Origin of the sequence: Sphingomonas sp. PP-CE-3G-477 (assembly GCF_003050745.1) — a bacterium.
Lineage (GTDB): Bacteria > Pseudomonadota > Alphaproteobacteria > Sphingomonadales > Sphingomonadaceae > Sphingomonas.
On sequence record NZ_QAOF01000016.1, the window covers coordinates 24839 to 39860 of the forward strand.

Consider the following 15022-nt stretch of genomic DNA (forward strand, 5'->3'; position numbering starts at 1 on the left):
ATCTTCCTGAACAAACGTCCGCTCCCGATGCGCCGAGACCGGACGGTGATGTCGCTTTTTTGGTCTGCAGTACCGGAGAACGAGAAAAGCAGCCGTACGCTGTCCAGCGACTAAGGACTGACAGTCGACGAACCTAGCGCAATCCCATCCGATCTAACTTTTTCAGCAGGCCGACCCGCGAAAGGCCGAGGTTGCGGGCGGTGTGGGTGTGGTTATGGCCGGTCAGTACCAGCGCCTCGGTGATACGGTGGTACTCAAGCGCTGCTATCTCCTCCTCGAGCGTCTGTGGCATGCCGACGGTTGGCAGGTCTGCGACAGCGTCGCCGACGGCGAAGGCGAGATCGGCTGCGCCGACATCGACCCCGGTCGCCGATCGAGGGGCCAACGCAGCCGCACATTCGACGGCCGCGCGCAATTCACGGACGTTGCCGGGCCAGCGCCGCTTCGCCAGCCAGCCCAGCGCGTCCGGTGTGAACTGGCCGGTGCCGTCGCTTGCGCGGCGTAGAAAAACCGAGGCGAGCAGGGACACGTCGCTCGGGCGTTCGTCGAGTGACGGCGTGCGCAGAACGACGCCCTTGAGTCGGTAATACAGGTCTTCGCGGAAGCTGCCGTCGGCAACGCAGGCAGCGAGGTCGCGGTGGGTCGCGGCGACGATACGGACGTCTGCGATACGCGGCTCGCGCGCGCCCACTGGCTGGAAGCTGCCGTCGGCCAAAAAGCGGAGCAGCTTGACCTGCATGGCCGCGGGCATCTCGCCGATTTCGTCCAAAAAGAGCGTGCCGCCAGCTGCGGTCTCGACGAGCCCGGGACGGTCGCTCGTCGCGCCGGTGAAACTACCCTTGAGATGGCCGAACAGCTCGCTTTCGAGCAGCTCGGGCGGGATCGCACCGCAATGGACAGGCACGAGCTTTCGGTCGGCGCGCGGGGAGGCGAAGTGGAGCGCACGGGCGACCAGTTCCTTGCCGGTACCGCTTGGACCGAGGACCAGAACGGGCAGACGGGTCGGTGCGACCCGGCGGATCAGGTCGCGCAATGCGGCCATCACTGGCGTAGTGCCGATGAGGCCCATGTCCTCCACACCCGTGTCGCGAGCCTTCAGCAAGGAGAGTTCACGTGCGAGGCCGGCGCGCTCCATCGCGCGGGCGACGACGATGCGCAGGATGTCGGGGTCGACGGGTTTGGCAAGGAAATCCCATGCGCCGGCATCAATGGCCTTCAGCGCAAGGGCGTGGTCGGCATGGCCGGTCATGACGATGACGGGCGCAGGCGCGAAGTTGGCGATCAGCGCCAGCCCGGCTTCTGGATCATGGTGCGGTGGCATCGCGAGATCGAGCAGGACGAGGTCGGCGGGTGCCTTGGCAAAGGCGGCACGGGCGGCGTCGCCATCGCCGACCACGCGGACGTCATGGCCGAGACCGCGCAGCCACGCGCCGGTGAGCCGCTGGAAGGCGGGTTCGTCGTCGGCCAGCAGGATGCCACTCATTACAAATCTCCGAAGGTAAGACGGAAGCAGGTCGACCAGCCAGGCCGCCGAGCGAGCGTAACGGTTCCGCCATGCGCCTCCATGATGCGGCGGACGATGGCGAGGCCCAGGCCGGTGCCTCCGGGGCGGCGCGAAACGAACGGACGGAAGAGGTTGTCGACGATTTCGGGAGCGATGCCCGGCCCGTCGTCGCAGACGTCGATGATCACAGGGGGGCCCTCTGCGGCGACGATGGTGACGTTCGTGCCGAGCGCGCGCGCGTTGTCGACGAGGTTGGTGAGCACTCGGACGAGCGCCCTGCGGTCAGCCATGACGCTCAGATCCTCAGGCACTTCGAGTCCGACGCCCATCTGCCCGACGAGCTCGATCAGGCGGATGAGCTGCGGCACCACCGTCCAGGCACGCGAATAATCGAGGATGTCGCTGACGAGGTGATTCATCCGCGCGACCTGTTCGCTGATTTCGGCGCGCACGTCGGACGGGGCACCTGTTGCTGCCATCGTCACGATCCCGAGAGGGTTGCGCAGATCGTGCGCGACGGTCGCGGCCAGTTCGCCCAGTTCGATCATCCTCGCTTGGCGTTCGACATCAACCAGCCGGTGCGCGGCTGCAAGGCGGCGCGCAGTTTCCCCGACGAGCCCGGCGAACCGGTCGACGACGTGGCGTGTCGCTGGCGGTGCATCGTTCCAGCCACGCAGGGTCACCGTTTCGCTGGCGACCGCCAATGACGGACCGTCGTCGACGACGGGCAAGTTCAGCCGCAGCGCGAGCAGCACATTGGCGATCGCCGCGAGTTCCGTCGTGTCGGCCGCTCCGGCTAGCTGGTCGCGCCAGCCGGCGACATCGGCGTCGCTGACCCGGCCGCCGGGAAACACGACCGCATCAGCCAGCCGCTTGAGCGGGGCGAGCACGAGGATGCCGAGCGCAAGCGTCGCGGCGAGCGCTGCCCAGGTCGCTAACAGGCCCGCCGGCCGGCCGGCCAGCACGAGCGGCACCGTGGCGATGCCTGCGCTGACCGCTCCCGCCAGCGCCACGAGCAGAATCCAGACGAGCCCGCGCCGAGCCCAAAGATCCGTCACCATGAAGCGATACCGCAGGATACCGTAGACCAAGGCGACTGAGTAAAGCGGCAGCAGCAGGACCGGCCAGGGATAGGCGTCGATCCCGAGCGCCGGGAAGGTAAAGCCGGTGAGCGCGACGAGACCGATCAGGCTGGAGACGAATACCGCGCCGGCCTGGCGGCGATGCTGCCCTTGCTGCTGCACCCAGGTCTGCGCGAGACGGAGATGGCCGATCACCGACAACAGGCCGGCGAGACCCAGCACGCCCCAGCCGACGATCGACGGCACGAACATGCCAGGGAAGCCGTGCCACGGCACGACCTCACCCACTCCAAATATCAGGCCTACGATCGTGGCAAACCCGGAGATCGCGTAGCTCGCGATCGCGACGGGCCGCAGCGTGCCGCACAGCGCGAACGCAAAAACCAAGTGGACAAATGCCGCGGCGGGCAGGGGGGACAGCGCGATCAGCGTCGCCGTGAATGGCGTCGCGGCCGGCCCGACGATCGCGGGGATCGCCTGCGCGATGCTCCAACTCGCGACGCCGACCAGGAACAGCGCGAGCAACGCCGAACCCGGTAGCGCGCGCGCGCGCGTCGCGACGAACAGCGCGAGCATGAGGCTCGCGACCGCAGTTAAACCAAGCGCGCCGACATAGGCGATGATGCCGATTGCCGTATCCATCGTTGACACCATAGCACGCAGTCCCGTTCACGACGTTAACATCTGCGGGGTGGCGAACCGACCTAAACCACGCATTCTCGTTGGTTTTCGCAATTGGCATGCCGTTCGCAAGGTGTCGGACGGCTGGCCGATATCCGGACGGCGTCGAAGGAGATTTCCGCCATGCTGCTACCCATAGCCGCCTTGCTACTGACCTATGCACTGACCGCATTGATCGCGATCTTCGCTGCCGTCGCGCTGTGGCGACCGCTGTCGATCCTGCTCGCCGAACTGTGCGGGACCGAAGAGCGGTCGCGCTTCTGGACGGTGTGGTCGATGGTGATGATGATCGCCACGCCAATGCTGCTCGTGTCGATGCGCTACGTCGCGACCGATCCAACCGAGTTGGTGCAGGGCACCGTTACGAGCGCGCTGTTTGGAGTGTTGCTTGCGCTGGTCGGCATGGGCTTCGCGGTATGGAGCCGCAGCCCCCGTGCTGACGCATAAGGGCCCGGCGATGCATGTCCTCGTCATTGGCGCAGGCGGCTTCGTCGGGCGTCATCTGGTAGGGCGGCTGGTGGCGAATGGCGTTCACGTCACCGCCGCCGGGCGCGATCCGGTGCGGCTCGCGCAGGCGCTGTGCGGAGTCTCGACGATCCGCTGCGACTTGGCGCGGGATAGCGCGGACGACTGGCTGATGCGGCTGCGCGGAATTGATGCGGTCGTCAACTGCGCCGGACTAATCCGCGATGGAGGGCGGTATGCCATGGTCCACGATCAGGGTGCGCGGTCGCTGTTCGATGCATGCTATGCGTGCGGCGTCAGCCGCGTGGTTCAAGTCTCTGCGCTCGGCGCGGATGCCGGTGCGACGACGCGCTACCATCTCAGCAAGCGCGCCGCGGACGATTATCTTGCTAACCTCGATCCTAGCGGCAGCCGGATGGACTGGGTCGTGCTGCGGCCGTCGCTCATTATCGGCCGCGGCGGGCAGAGCAGCGCACTGTTCGGCGCGCTCGCCGCTCTGCCGCTTACGCCACGGCTGGGGCGGGGTAAGTGGCGCGTGCAGCCAATCCATGTCGACGACCTGATCGCGGGCATCGTGCGACTGCTGTTCCGGGAGGCGCCGATCGCGGCACGGATCGACGTCGTCGGACCCGAGCCGATGACCACGGACGCGCTGACCGCCAGCGTGCGACACTGGCTAGGACTGGCACCCGTGCCCATTGTGCGGTTGCCGCGATGGATGCTTGCGGCAGTGACATGGCTCGGGATCGGGCCGGTGACCCGCGAAAGCCTGACCATGCTTGAGGCCGGTAACACCGGCGACGTTGATCCGCTGATCGCCGCGACCGGGCTGGTTCCCGCCACGCTGAGCGTCGCGCTGGCGCGGACGCCAGCGACGGACGCCGACCGGCTGGCTGCTCGGCTGATGCCGCTGGCGCCGGTGCTGCGCTGGTTGCTAGCGGTGGTCTGGCTGGCCGGTGGCATCGTGCCGCTGATATTGACGCCTGCGTCTACGAACCTGGCGTTGTTGGCGCAGGTCGGGCTGACCGGCACGCCCGCAACCGCCGCGCTCGTGGCGGGTGCTATGTTCGATATCGCGATCGGGCTGGCACTGCTGGCGCGCGTGCGCCGAGCAGCGATGGCCGGGATCGTCGTGATGCTGGGCTATACCGCGATCCTCGCCACAACGATGCCTGCTCTCTGGGCCGATCCGTTCGGCGCGCTCGTCAAGAACGTAGCTATCCTGGGTCTGGCACTCGCTGTGCATGCCTTGGAGAACGACCATGGATAAGTATCTGCTTCTCAAGACCGTGCACATTCTGTCTTCCACTCTGTTGTTCGGGACCGGCCTCGGCACCGCGTTCCACGGCTTCATGGCCAACCGCTCTGGCGACCTTGCGGCGCGACGGATCGTTAATCGCAACGTCGTGATTGCCGACTGGCTGTTCACCGCTCCTGCGGTGATCGTGCAGCCGGTGACCGGCGTTTGGCTCGCTCGGATCGCCGGCTATCCGCTGACAACCGGCTGGTTGGCGGCTGCCATCGTGCTGTACCTGTTCGTTGGCGCCTGCTGGCTGCCGGTCGTCGGCATCCAGATCGAGATGCGCCGGATCGTCGACCGGCTCGCCGACGGCGAGGGACTGCCAGCGCGCTATTTCACGCTATCACGAACCTGGTTCGCGCTCGGCTGGCCAGCCTTTGCCGGCGTGCTCGTGATCTTCTGGTTGATGGTCGCCAAGCCGGACTTTGCGTGGTGACCGCGCTATTCCGGCGGTTGCTCGGTCCCGCGATCGATGGCCTCGCGCCCAGCCTGCGCGCGGTACATGACGAGGATGACGATCAGGTCTGGAAGGGCCTTGCTGAGATACGGGCGAGCGACAATCCGTTTGCGCGGCTGCTGTGCTGGATGATGCGTCTGCCAGCGCGCGGCTCGGGCGTGCCAGTCACTGTTCGGTTCGAACGGCACGGAGACGCCGAGCATTGGCATCGCAGGTTCGGCGATCGACAGTACCACAGTACCCTGCAAATTCGGAACGGCCGCCTGATCGAACGGATGGGGCCCGCGGCCAACTCGTTCAACGTCTCGGTCGTCGATGGAGCGCTGCATATGGACTTAGTGGGCTTCCGGTTCCTCGGCGTACCTCTTCCGCGATGGGCGCGGCCGGCATGCCATGCTGTCGAGCAGGGGCAAGACCGCGAGTTTAGGTTCGACATTCCCGTCGACCTTCCGCTGTTCGGCCGTGTCATTCATTATCGAGGCCAGTTGGAGAGAATTGATGACTGAGCATCCGATCATCCTTTTCGACGCCGAATGTGTGCTGTGCTCAGCGAACGCGCAGTTCGTCCTGACGCACGACCGCGCGCGCCGCTTCCGGCTCGCGGCGATGCAGGGCGAGGTCGGCGTCGCGCTGTGTCGACGGTTCGGGATCAACCCAGCAAATCCCGATACCATCATCGTCGTCCAGGGCGACCGCGCGCTGCGCGACAGCGACGCGGTGCTGGCGATCTATGCTGGGCTCGGTTGGCCGTGGCGGATCGTCGCCGCGGCTCGGCCAGTGCCGCGCAGGCTGCGCGATCCGCTATACCGCTGGGTCGCACGCAACCGTTACCGCCTGTTTGGCAGGCGTGCCAGCTGCTGGCTGCCGCGTCCGGAGGACACGGATCGCGTTTTGTAGGCTGCGCAACATAGATGTTCGGTTGACCAGGTCGCCCGTAACGCGTTCGACGCTTCATGAGCAAGCGTCTGAAGTTGGGAAGCGCAATACGGGGCGCGAACGACCGCAACTGGGTCGATTGTCAGGCTGGAAGAATGCACGGCTGATGCGTGAACAAGTTTACTTTAACCATGCACCATGGATGCCGGGCGGCACGCGGTGTGGGATGCGGACGGATGCCACTGGCGGTGCCTCAAAGTTCCGGGCATCAAGTATCTCCAGCGCGGTGGTGTGCCCCCCGGCGTCGATCACGAGCCCGATAAGCCAGCCGTCATCCTCGGCAGCGTCCGGCGAGCGCGGCACGAACACGAACTCGCCCGCGATGCGTCCCGGTCCGAATTCGTGCAGTCGTCGCGTGTCTCCTTCCAAATCGTGCTTGATGAGCGGCGCCTCGCCAACCAGCGTTTCCGTCATCTGTTCGGGCAGCCCGAGCGCATAGATATGGCGGTAGGGGCGGCCGGTGCGACGCTCGTCTATCGTCGGCAATTCCTGCGGCGAGGGGTCGATCGCGCGCTGGTGCACCGATCCAGTCAAAGGGTCGATCGTCCATCGCTCGAGGCCGCGCGGCTGCTCGTCCGGTGCCAGATTGTCGCTAGCGAACATGCGGTCGTACGCGACCACGTCGAGCGCCACGCTCCCGTTCGGCAGATCATGCGCGTTGGCAGTGTGGAACACGAAGCAGGGATCGAGCGGGAACCACCGGATATCCTCCGCCTCGCCGTCGCGCGGCAGCAGCCCGATCCGGGCCGGATGCTTCTCGTTCCACCGGTAGGGAAAGCCGTGCCCCGCCAGCACCGTGCGCATCGACAGGGTAAGCGGCAGGTCCATGACGACGACGTAGCGCTGCGTGATCGCGCAGTCGTGGATCAGCGGCCCGTGCGACATCGGGATCGTCACCGATCGTCGTACCCGGCCGGCGACATCGACGACGTTGTAGCGAATGCGCTTGGGATCGGTCGCCTCGTAACACAGCGCGTGCAACTCGCCGGTCGCCGGGTCGCGGCGCGGATGGGCGGTGAACGAGCCGGGCAGGGTGCCGCCGAAATCGTCGTAGCGCTGCGTCTCCAAATGCTCGTCGAAGCGGACCGGCGTACTGCCGGCTTCGACCAGCGCCCAGCCACTGCCGGCATGGTCCAGTACGCTAGTGTTGACGGTGTCGAAGATGTGCCGTGGCCCTGGAGCCGCCGGCACATGCCTGGCCGCCGCGACATCGGTCGAGCGGATCCAGCGATTCCGGTACCACCGGGCTTGCCCGTCCTTGAGGCGGATGCCGTGCAGCATCCCATCGCCCGTGAAGAAGTGGTAAGAGCGTGGGTCGGCGTCGGCGGGGTTTGGTCCGATACGAACGTAGCGGCCGTCAAGCTCAAGCGGGATGATACCCTCGACGGCAAGGTCGGTGAGGGTCAGTTCCTCAGTCATCGGCTCGTGGATGCCCGTAAGCAACGGGTGCGGCGCATCGCGGGGCGGCAGGCGGCGCTTGTTGAACGCGGCGATGCCGGTGACGATCGGCGAGGCAATTGCGCCGACGACGTTGTCGATCGCCTGCTCGAAGCGGCTGGCGAACGTCGGACGTCGGGTGACCGTCACGATGTCGTGACGGTCTGGATGACGTCGAAGCCTTCGAAGCGAGGCGACGCCAGGTACAACGGCTTGTGGTCGCCTGCGCCGCGATGGGCCGCGCGAAACGCCTCGGACCGAGTCCAGTTTTCGAAGTCCCCGCGCGACAGCCAAACGGTATGCGACGAATAGAGGGCGTGATCGTCGGCCGGGGGCCCGCGCAGCATGTGGAACTCGACGAACCCCGGGACGCCGGCAAGGTACGAGTCGCGCGGCAGCCAGACCTGCTCGAACGCCTCCTCCTCACCGGGGATCACCTGAAATCGGTTCATGGCGATGAACATGGGGGCAAGCTCCTGCGGCGACTGGCCGGCCTAAGGTGGGGTGGAGCGGGACGGGATGCGAGGGCGATGACGCCCTATAAGCGCTGAAAGCCTCATTTGAACGAAGGTCTGAAAGTGCGAAGGCGATCAAGGTGATCTGTACGGCCGGACTTGGTCCCTCATGGCCTTAGAGCCCGACTCATAATTCGAGCTTGGCGATACGGCGCGTCATCCGCCTAATGGATGAGACGACCATCCACGCTTCGGACGATGCGATGGATGCCTCCCAGTCCTTGGCAAAGCGCCGACACCGGTTGAGCCAAGCCAAGGTGCGTTCGATAACCCAGCGCCGGGGCAGAATGACAAAGCCCGCCAGATCGGACCGTCTGATGATTTCGATCGTCAGCCGATCGATGTGCGCGACTGCCGCTTCGAGCTTCTGTCCGGCATAGCCGCCATCGGCGAACACCCTGGCAAGGGTGGGATACGCGTCGCAGGCCCGCTCGATCAGGCCCGGAGCCCCGTCGCGGTCCTGCACATCGGCACCGTGGACCACGCCCTCCAGCACGTTGCCCAGTGTGTCGGTTACGATATGGCGTTTACGACCTTTGATCCTCTTGCCCGCGTCGTAGCCGCGCGGTCCACCCGCCTCGGTGCTCTTCGCCGACTGACTGTCGATGATGCCTGCGCTCGGTTCAGACCTGCGGCCTTCCGATACCCGCACCCATGCCACCAGCACCGCGTTGACGGCATCGAGCAGGCCGTTGTCGCGCATTCGGTAGAAATGATACTGCACCGTCGTGAAGGGCGGGAAATCCTTGGGTAGCTGCACCCATTGGCACCCGGTCGCCGCGATATACTGGATCGCATCCCACAAGGTCCGCGCCTTGTGCTTGCGCGGCCGTCCTACCCTGGAGGTCCGCCTCAACAACGGGCGGACGACAGCCCATTCTTCATCGGTGCAGTCGCTTGCATAGCGCAGCCCGCTTCTGTCATGTTCGCGCCGAGCGGTTTTGGTCCAGCCCATGTGATCCTCGTGGTCTTCGCAACCCTCGGTGAATCACAAGCCACTGAAATCGCTCAACTCAATTTTCGGTCGGGCTCTTAGCGGTTTTGTTTATCGGTAGATGCCATCGGTCGAGAACCATCTCCAACGCGTTTATCAGCGTGCCGCTGTTGCCCTTAGCCTCCTGCTTTTGGCGCCGTGAGCAGCCATTGCGACATTTCATGACACTCCCTTCGAGCGCTTGTCATCGATTTGTTGCGCAATTGCGACAGTGCACAACAAAGTTTTAACGGCGGCCGAAGCCGTTTTACAATGGCAATGTCGTCAGGCAGGTGACGACGGGTCAGACACCCGGGGGGGCGTCGCGGCTCAATTAGAGCCGGTCACGACAATAGTAAAAGTTGGGGAAGAACTGCATGCGCCCGTTCAATCGCGTTATTGTTAGCCGTCTGTGTGCCGGCGCTGCGCCGCTTGCTATCCTGCTGAATCTGAGCACCGCTGGCTTCGCGCAGACCGCACCGGCTGAGCCTGGTGTCGCGCCCACCGAGCAAGCCGCTGAGCCCGAAGCGAACGACATTGTTGTTACCGGATCGCTGTTCCGCCGGACCAACACCGAAACGCCGTCGCCCGTCACGGTGCTGACTGCGGACAGTCTCGCCAAGGCCGGTATAACGACGGCCGCTGAAGCGATTCGCTCGGTCTCGGCCGATAGCGGCGGTTCGATCGGCGTGGGCTTCCAGAGCGGCTTTTCCGCCGGCGGCGTCGCGGTATCGCTGCGAGGCCTCGGCGTCTCGTCGACGCTGGTGCTGGTCGACGGCCTGCGCTCGGCCAATTTTCCGATCAACGACGATGGCCATAATTCCTACGTCGATCTCAACTCGATCCCGTTCAGTCTGATCGAGCGCGTCGAAGTGCTGAAGGACGGCGCATCTTCGACCTATGGCGCCGACGCTATCGGCGGCGTGGTCAACCTGATCCTCAAGAAGCAGTTCACCGGCATCGCCGGCACGGTCGAGGCGGGTGCCAGCAGCCGCGGCGATGCGGAGCGCCAGCGCGCCAACCTGACGATCGGCTATGGCGATTATGCCGACAAGGGCTTCAACGTCTATCTGAACGGCGAATTCCAGCAGGACGGTCGTGTCAGCAACCACAGCCGTGGCTTCCCGTACAACAACCGCGATCTGACCTCGATCGGCGGCAACGACAATAACGGCGCCGACAACTCGCTGACCACTGCGACGCCGAACGCGGTCGTCGTGCGCACGACGCAGACGGACCTCAACAATCCGTTGAGCGGCGGTACGGCGATCGCAAACGCCAACTACACGACGCTGAATCTCGACAACTGTGCACGCGGCACCTTCACCCAGACCGGTGTCGCCAACGGCGTCGGCTGCAAGCACAACCTGGAAGACGAGTATTTCCAGCTCGCTCCGTTCCAGCGCAAATATTCGATCAACGGGCGCATCAGCGTGCGGCTGGCGGACAATGTCGAGGGCTATCTGACCGGCAGCTATTCGAACAGCTACGTCAGCATCAACAACGCGCCGCGCGCTCTGCGTAACACCCAGCCTTATGGCGGCGCTCCGTCGCTGGCGTCGAGTAATCCGGGTATCGTTCTGCCGGTCTACATCTGCACGGCGGGCATCAATTGCGCGACTCCCGGTGCGCCCGGTCGCCAGCTCAACCCCAACAACCCGTACGCCACGGCATTCGCCAACAATCCGGCAAACGGCGCAGCGCGCATTTACTATTCGTTCGGCGACATCGACGCCGGCAGCGATCGTACCAACGAAGTGTACCGCTTCGCCGGCGGTCTTCACGGAACGGTCGGCGACGACTGGACCTGGAAGGTCGACGGCGTTTACGCCCGCGACAATCTGGAAATTGTCCAGCGCGGCTATCTGAACATCGTCAACACGCTCAATGCGATCAACACCGGCGCGTATAACTTCGTCAATCCGACGCTGAATTCGCAGGCGGTCCGCGACTTCGTCTCGCCAAACAAGATCACGCCGTCGAATTCCGAAATGTATTCGCTCGATGCGGCGATCACCAAGAAGCTGTTCGATCTCCCGGGCGGTCCCGTGATGGTCGCGGTCGGCGGCCAGGTGCGGCGTGAATCGCTGGTCAACAATAACCAGAACGCCTTGCTCGATACCTACGGCCTCACTACTTCTTCGGCGTTCGGCAAGCACACCGTGTCGGCGGGTTATTTCGAGATTCAGGCACCCGTGCTCGACATTCTCGAGATCAACGGTTCGGGTCGATATGATCACTATTCGGAAGGCTTTGGTCGCTTCTCGCCTAAGGTCGGCTTCAAGTTCACGCCGATCCGCCAGTTCGCGGTTCGCGGGACTTATTCGCAGGGCTTCCGTGCGCCGACGTTCGCCGAGTCTGGTCCGCGGTCGCAATATGCCGGCTTCGTCAACACGCAGCCTCCGGGGAATTTCTGCGCGGCGCATGGCGGCTCGGCGACGGCCACCAACACCTGCGTCACGGGCGGGAACCCGTATAACCTCAACTATTCGGTTGGCCGCGGGTTCGTCGGCAATCCCGATCTGAAGCCCGAGACGTCACGCAGCTTCACCGGCGGCATCATCGTCGAGCCGACGCCGTGGTTCAGCGCAACGATCGACTATTACAACGTCAAGAAGTCGAACCTGATCGCCAACGGTCCGCTCGCGGGCGACGCGATTGTCGCCTACTACCGGCAGTCGAACTTGGCCGCCGCAACCGCCGCGGTGGCTGCAGTTGGGCAGGGCTATTCCGTCAACACGGTCGACGGCGTCGATCCGGCGTTCCCGAACGCGCTGCCCCGCCTGCTGATCATCAACGCGCCGTTCGTGAACGTGAACTTCGACAAGACGTCGGGCCTCGATTTCTCGGGGACCGCGCGGATCCCGCTTGGTGAGGGCATCCGATTCACCAGCCGGGTCGAGGCGACCTACATCATCCAATATGATCGCCACACGGCGCAGGGCGTCCAGAAGTTCGCTGGCACGATGGGTCCGTATGATCTGTCATCGGGCAACGGCACGCCGAACTGGCGTGGCAACTGGCAGAACACGATCGCGGCTGGCAAGTTCTCGCTGACCGCAACCGCCTATTATGTCGGCAAGATCAAGGCGGTCGCCACCGACCAGGGCAGCCTCGATACGTCGTGCGCCAACAGCCTCTACAAGTCGTCGCAGGCTGGCGTGCCCGTCGATCGGTTCTGCTACGTCAACAGCTTCATTAACGTCGATCTGAACGCGACGGTAGCGGTGAACGACGACTTCTCGTTCTTTGGTAACGTCGGCAACATCCTCGGCGCACGCGCGCCGATCGCTCCGGCCTCCTACGCAAGCTCGCCGAACTATCTGACCACGTGGCATTATGCCGGCCTGATTGGACGGACGTTCCGTGCAGGTGCGAACTTCAAGTTCTGATAACGAAATAATAGCGGTGGCTCATCACTCGAGCTGCCGCTATTCTTGTATTTTCGTGCATAGTATAAGACGGGTACGTGACAAGGTCTGCATGACGAGGCAGGGCCGAGCACAGCCCCCAAGGACGTTGCCTAACGTTCTCGTCTGACAACTCGCACTAACCGCCCCACCTCTCAGTCGAAGCAACGCGTTAAGTTTGTGCTGATACTGTCGGAAAACGATCCATCTGAACGAGTGTCGGGAGTTGGGAAGCCGCCAACCAGTCTTGGATGTCCGGCTTTTGGGTCGGAGGCGACGAAGACCTCGGGCGTGACACTCTGGCCATAAGGCGGTCAGCTGTATATCCCGTAAACACAGGGGGAGGGTGCACTGGGCTTCGCGTCGAACGTGGATTAGGATGAGCAATCATGCGCCGCGACCTTGATCATCTGCCGTCCGCAAAACAGCGCGAGATCGAGCGCGTCGTGCAGATCTTGTTCGAGGAGTTCGACGCGGCCAATGGTGATGCCACGGGGCCTCGCAAGCGTGCGCGTATCCTCAAGGTCATCCTCTACGGATCGTATGCGCGGGGCGGCTGGATCGACGAGCCACACACCGCCAAAGGCTATCAGTCCGATTTCGATCTGCTGGTTATCGTCAGCCAGAAAGAGGTCGTCGACCGCGCCACCTATTGGTACAAAGCGGAAGAACGGCTGAACCGCGAACGGGCGATTACCAGGACGTTGCAGACGCCAGTCAATTTTATTGTTCATTCGCTGCAGCAGGTGAATGACGGTCTCGCGCACGGCCGCTACTTTTTCATGGACATCGCCAAGGACGGTATCGCGCTCTACGAAGCTGACGAAACGGAACTTCATCAACCAAAGCCGAAGACGCCTGAGCAGGCGTATGCGATGGCTAAAGAATATTTCGATGAATGGTTTTCAACGGCGATGAGGAGATACGAGTTTGTCGGATTCGGCCTCGAGAAAGGTCATCTCCGAGAAACCGCGTTTGAGCTTCATCAAGTTGCAGAGAGTCTCTACCATTGCATGCTTTTGGTTTTCACGTTTTATACGCCTCATAACCATAATCTTGGTTTTCTACGCACGCAGGCTGAGCGGCTCGACAGCCGTCTTCATGGCATCTGGCCACTGAGCAATCGCCGCGAGCGAGCGATGTTCGAAAAGTTGAAGGACGCCTACGTCAAGGCGCGCTATTCAAAGCATTACAGGATCAGCGCAGAGGAGCTTACCTGGCTTGGCGCGCGTGTCGAAGATCTGGGTAGGGTCGTTCACACGTTGTGCATTGAGCGGTTGGCAGCGCTGCAGTCCCAACTTCTCGACGCTGCAGAGTAGAGCGCGCCATTCCTAGAAGGTGCGGCAAACGACCTGCGACAGCTCGCACCTGCGGGTCAGCTTCAGCACAATGTTTGTGGCTAATGTGTCGACATATTTGCTGATCACATCGTGCTGGCTGTCTTCGCATCAGGAGCCTTGCGATCGAAGCATCAAGTTCCTGTCTGTTCGAGAACTGTCGTCCGCCTCCATATCGAACGCGCGTTTTCCGCGTCTTTTCCACAAGAGCAAAATGTTGTCGGAGCCGTCGCCGCGCGCCTTCGCCACCATGTCGAGAAGCGCCCCGTAGATCGTCGCACGATCATCGTCCGTGAGGTCGACCAGACCCGCTTTTTGAACAAGGCCACCAAGCTCGATCAGGTGTCGGGTGCGTTCGCGACGTTGCACAGCCCAGCTTCGCGTATCAGTCCGACGCCGCGCCGCTTCCAGGCGGAGGATCGCCACCCGGTTGTAGCGCTCGGCCGAGGTCGTCGCCGCCAGATTTTTCACCAGAGCCCTGGCTACCGTCCGACTTGCGCCCGCGTCGTTGAAAGAAGGCGGCGCCTTTGCTGCGCCATGCCTCCCTTTGTTCGGGATCTGTTGTGTTCGCCGCAGCAAGCAGAACGCCAGCGAGCGTCTCTACATCGAGCGCATGTGCACCTGTTGCGATCACCAGCTCACCAAGCTGTTGAATCTTCTTCGCTTTGATGTCTCGTGCGCGATCGTTCAGCGCTTTGAGCTCGGCGTCATAGTCCCGGACTTTACGCATCGTGTCTGTTCCTGATGGTTCATCACGTATTGCGAGTATCTCATCTTGCGGATAGTCTATCAAGTCATGAGCGGCCGACGAAGTAGGTCGTGAGTGCGCGCTTATACGTCGGGACCGACGTGGCACTGCAGAAACAGGTGAGACCCGTCATGGCGATCTACCATTTTTCGGCCAAGATCATCAGCCGTGCGAACG

The 15022-nt window shown here is 63.4% G+C and carries 14 protein-coding genes; 7 read left to right on the forward strand and 7 right to left on the reverse strand.

Features of this window, described 5'->3' with window-relative positions:
- Positions 1–133: 133 nt before the first annotated feature.
- Both C8J45_RS18115 and C8J45_RS18120 read right to left on the reverse strand, forming a co-directional pair.
- On the reverse strand, positions 134–1483 hold the full coding sequence (locus C8J45_RS18115) for a sigma-54 dependent transcriptional regulator (protein ID WP_107964552.1): 1350 nt from the start codon (positions 1481–1483) through the stop codon (positions 134–136).
- Positions 1483–3228 (reverse strand): sensor histidine kinase, encoded by a 1746-nt coding sequence (locus C8J45_RS18120; protein WP_258191529.1) that lies wholly within the window; start codon positions 3226–3228, stop codon positions 1483–1485. The genes C8J45_RS18115 and C8J45_RS18120 overlap by 1 nt, the downstream gene beginning before the upstream one ends.
- A 162-nt stretch (positions 3229–3390) precedes the next feature.
- Between C8J45_RS18120 and C8J45_RS18125 the strand changes: the two genes are divergently transcribed.
- The 5 genes from C8J45_RS18125 to C8J45_RS18145 are packed head-to-tail and all read left to right on the forward strand — an operon-like array spanning position 3391 to position 6386.
- Positions 3391–3714, forward strand: a complete 324-nt coding sequence (locus tag C8J45_RS18125) for a hypothetical protein (protein ID WP_107964564.1) — start codon at positions 3391–3393, stop codon at positions 3712–3714.
- Positions 3701–5002: an SDR family oxidoreductase gene (locus C8J45_RS18130; protein WP_258191530.1), complete on the forward strand. Its 1302-nt coding sequence runs from the start codon at positions 3701–3703 to the stop codon at positions 5000–5002. Before C8J45_RS18125 ends, C8J45_RS18130 begins: the two co-directional genes overlap by 14 nt.
- Positions 4995–5468 (forward strand): DUF2269 domain-containing protein, encoded by a 474-nt coding sequence (locus tag C8J45_RS18135; RefSeq protein ID WP_107964554.1) that lies wholly within the window; start codon positions 4995–4997, stop codon positions 5466–5468. The genes C8J45_RS18130 and C8J45_RS18135 overlap by 8 nt, the downstream gene beginning before the upstream one ends.
- Positions 5465–5995, forward strand: coding sequence for a DUF4166 domain-containing protein (locus C8J45_RS18140; protein WP_258191531.1), 531 nt, complete (start codon positions 5465–5467; stop codon positions 5993–5995). Before C8J45_RS18135 ends, C8J45_RS18140 begins: the two co-directional genes overlap by 4 nt.
- The gene (locus C8J45_RS18145) at positions 5988–6386 is read left to right on the forward strand and encodes a thiol-disulfide oxidoreductase DCC family protein (RefSeq protein WP_107964556.1); all 399 of its coding nucleotides are present in this window, start codon (positions 5988–5990) and stop codon (positions 6384–6386) included. The genes C8J45_RS18140 and C8J45_RS18145 overlap by 8 nt, the downstream gene beginning before the upstream one ends.
- A gap of 159 nt (positions 6387–6545) precedes the next feature.
- Here the strand turns inward: C8J45_RS18145 and C8J45_RS18150 are convergent, their stop codons facing one another.
- From C8J45_RS18150 to C8J45_RS18160, 3 genes are all read right to left on the reverse strand, one after another.
- Positions 6546–8012, reverse strand: coding sequence for a carotenoid oxygenase family protein (locus tag C8J45_RS18150; protein WP_258191532.1), 1467 nt, complete (start codon positions 8010–8012; stop codon positions 6546–6548).
- On the reverse strand, positions 8009–8326 hold the full coding sequence (locus tag C8J45_RS18155; protein ID WP_107964557.1) for an antibiotic biosynthesis monooxygenase: 318 nt from the start codon (positions 8324–8326) through the stop codon (positions 8009–8011). The genes C8J45_RS18150 and C8J45_RS18155 overlap by 4 nt, the downstream gene beginning before the upstream one ends.
- A 178-nt stretch (positions 8327–8504) precedes the next feature.
- Positions 8505–9332 (reverse strand): IS5 family transposase, encoded by an 828-nt coding sequence (locus C8J45_RS18160; protein WP_107964558.1) that lies wholly within the window; start codon positions 9330–9332, stop codon positions 8505–8507.
- Positions 9333–9727: 395 nt separating this feature from the next.
- On the opposite strand from C8J45_RS18160, the gene C8J45_RS18165 reads away from it, so the two are divergent.
- Together C8J45_RS18165 and C8J45_RS18170 are read left to right on the forward strand one after the other, a co-directional pair.
- The gene (locus C8J45_RS18165; protein WP_107964559.1) at positions 9728–12742 is read left to right on the forward strand and encodes a TonB-dependent receptor domain-containing protein; all 3015 of its coding nucleotides are present in this window, start codon (positions 9728–9730) and stop codon (positions 12740–12742) included.
- A gap of 407 nt (positions 12743–13149) precedes the next feature.
- Positions 13150–14079, forward strand: coding sequence for a HEPN domain-containing protein (locus tag C8J45_RS18170; protein WP_107964560.1), 930 nt, complete (start codon positions 13150–13152; stop codon positions 14077–14079).
- A 129-nt stretch (positions 14080–14208) separates the two neighbouring features.
- On the opposite strand, the gene C8J45_RS18175 is transcribed toward C8J45_RS18170, so the two are convergent.
- Together C8J45_RS18175 and C8J45_RS18180 are read right to left on the reverse strand one after the other, a co-directional pair.
- Positions 14209–14466 (reverse strand): conjugal transfer protein TraD, encoded by a 258-nt coding sequence (locus C8J45_RS18175; RefSeq protein WP_107964561.1) that lies wholly within the window; start codon positions 14464–14466, stop codon positions 14209–14211.
- A gap of 16 nt (positions 14467–14482) precedes the next feature.
- Positions 14483–14827 carry a conjugal transfer protein TraD gene (locus C8J45_RS18180; protein WP_107964562.1) on the reverse strand — a complete coding sequence of 115 codons (345 nt, stop codon included), beginning with the start codon at positions 14825–14827 and terminating at the stop codon, positions 14483–14485.
- Positions 14828–15022: the final 195 nt, after the last annotated feature.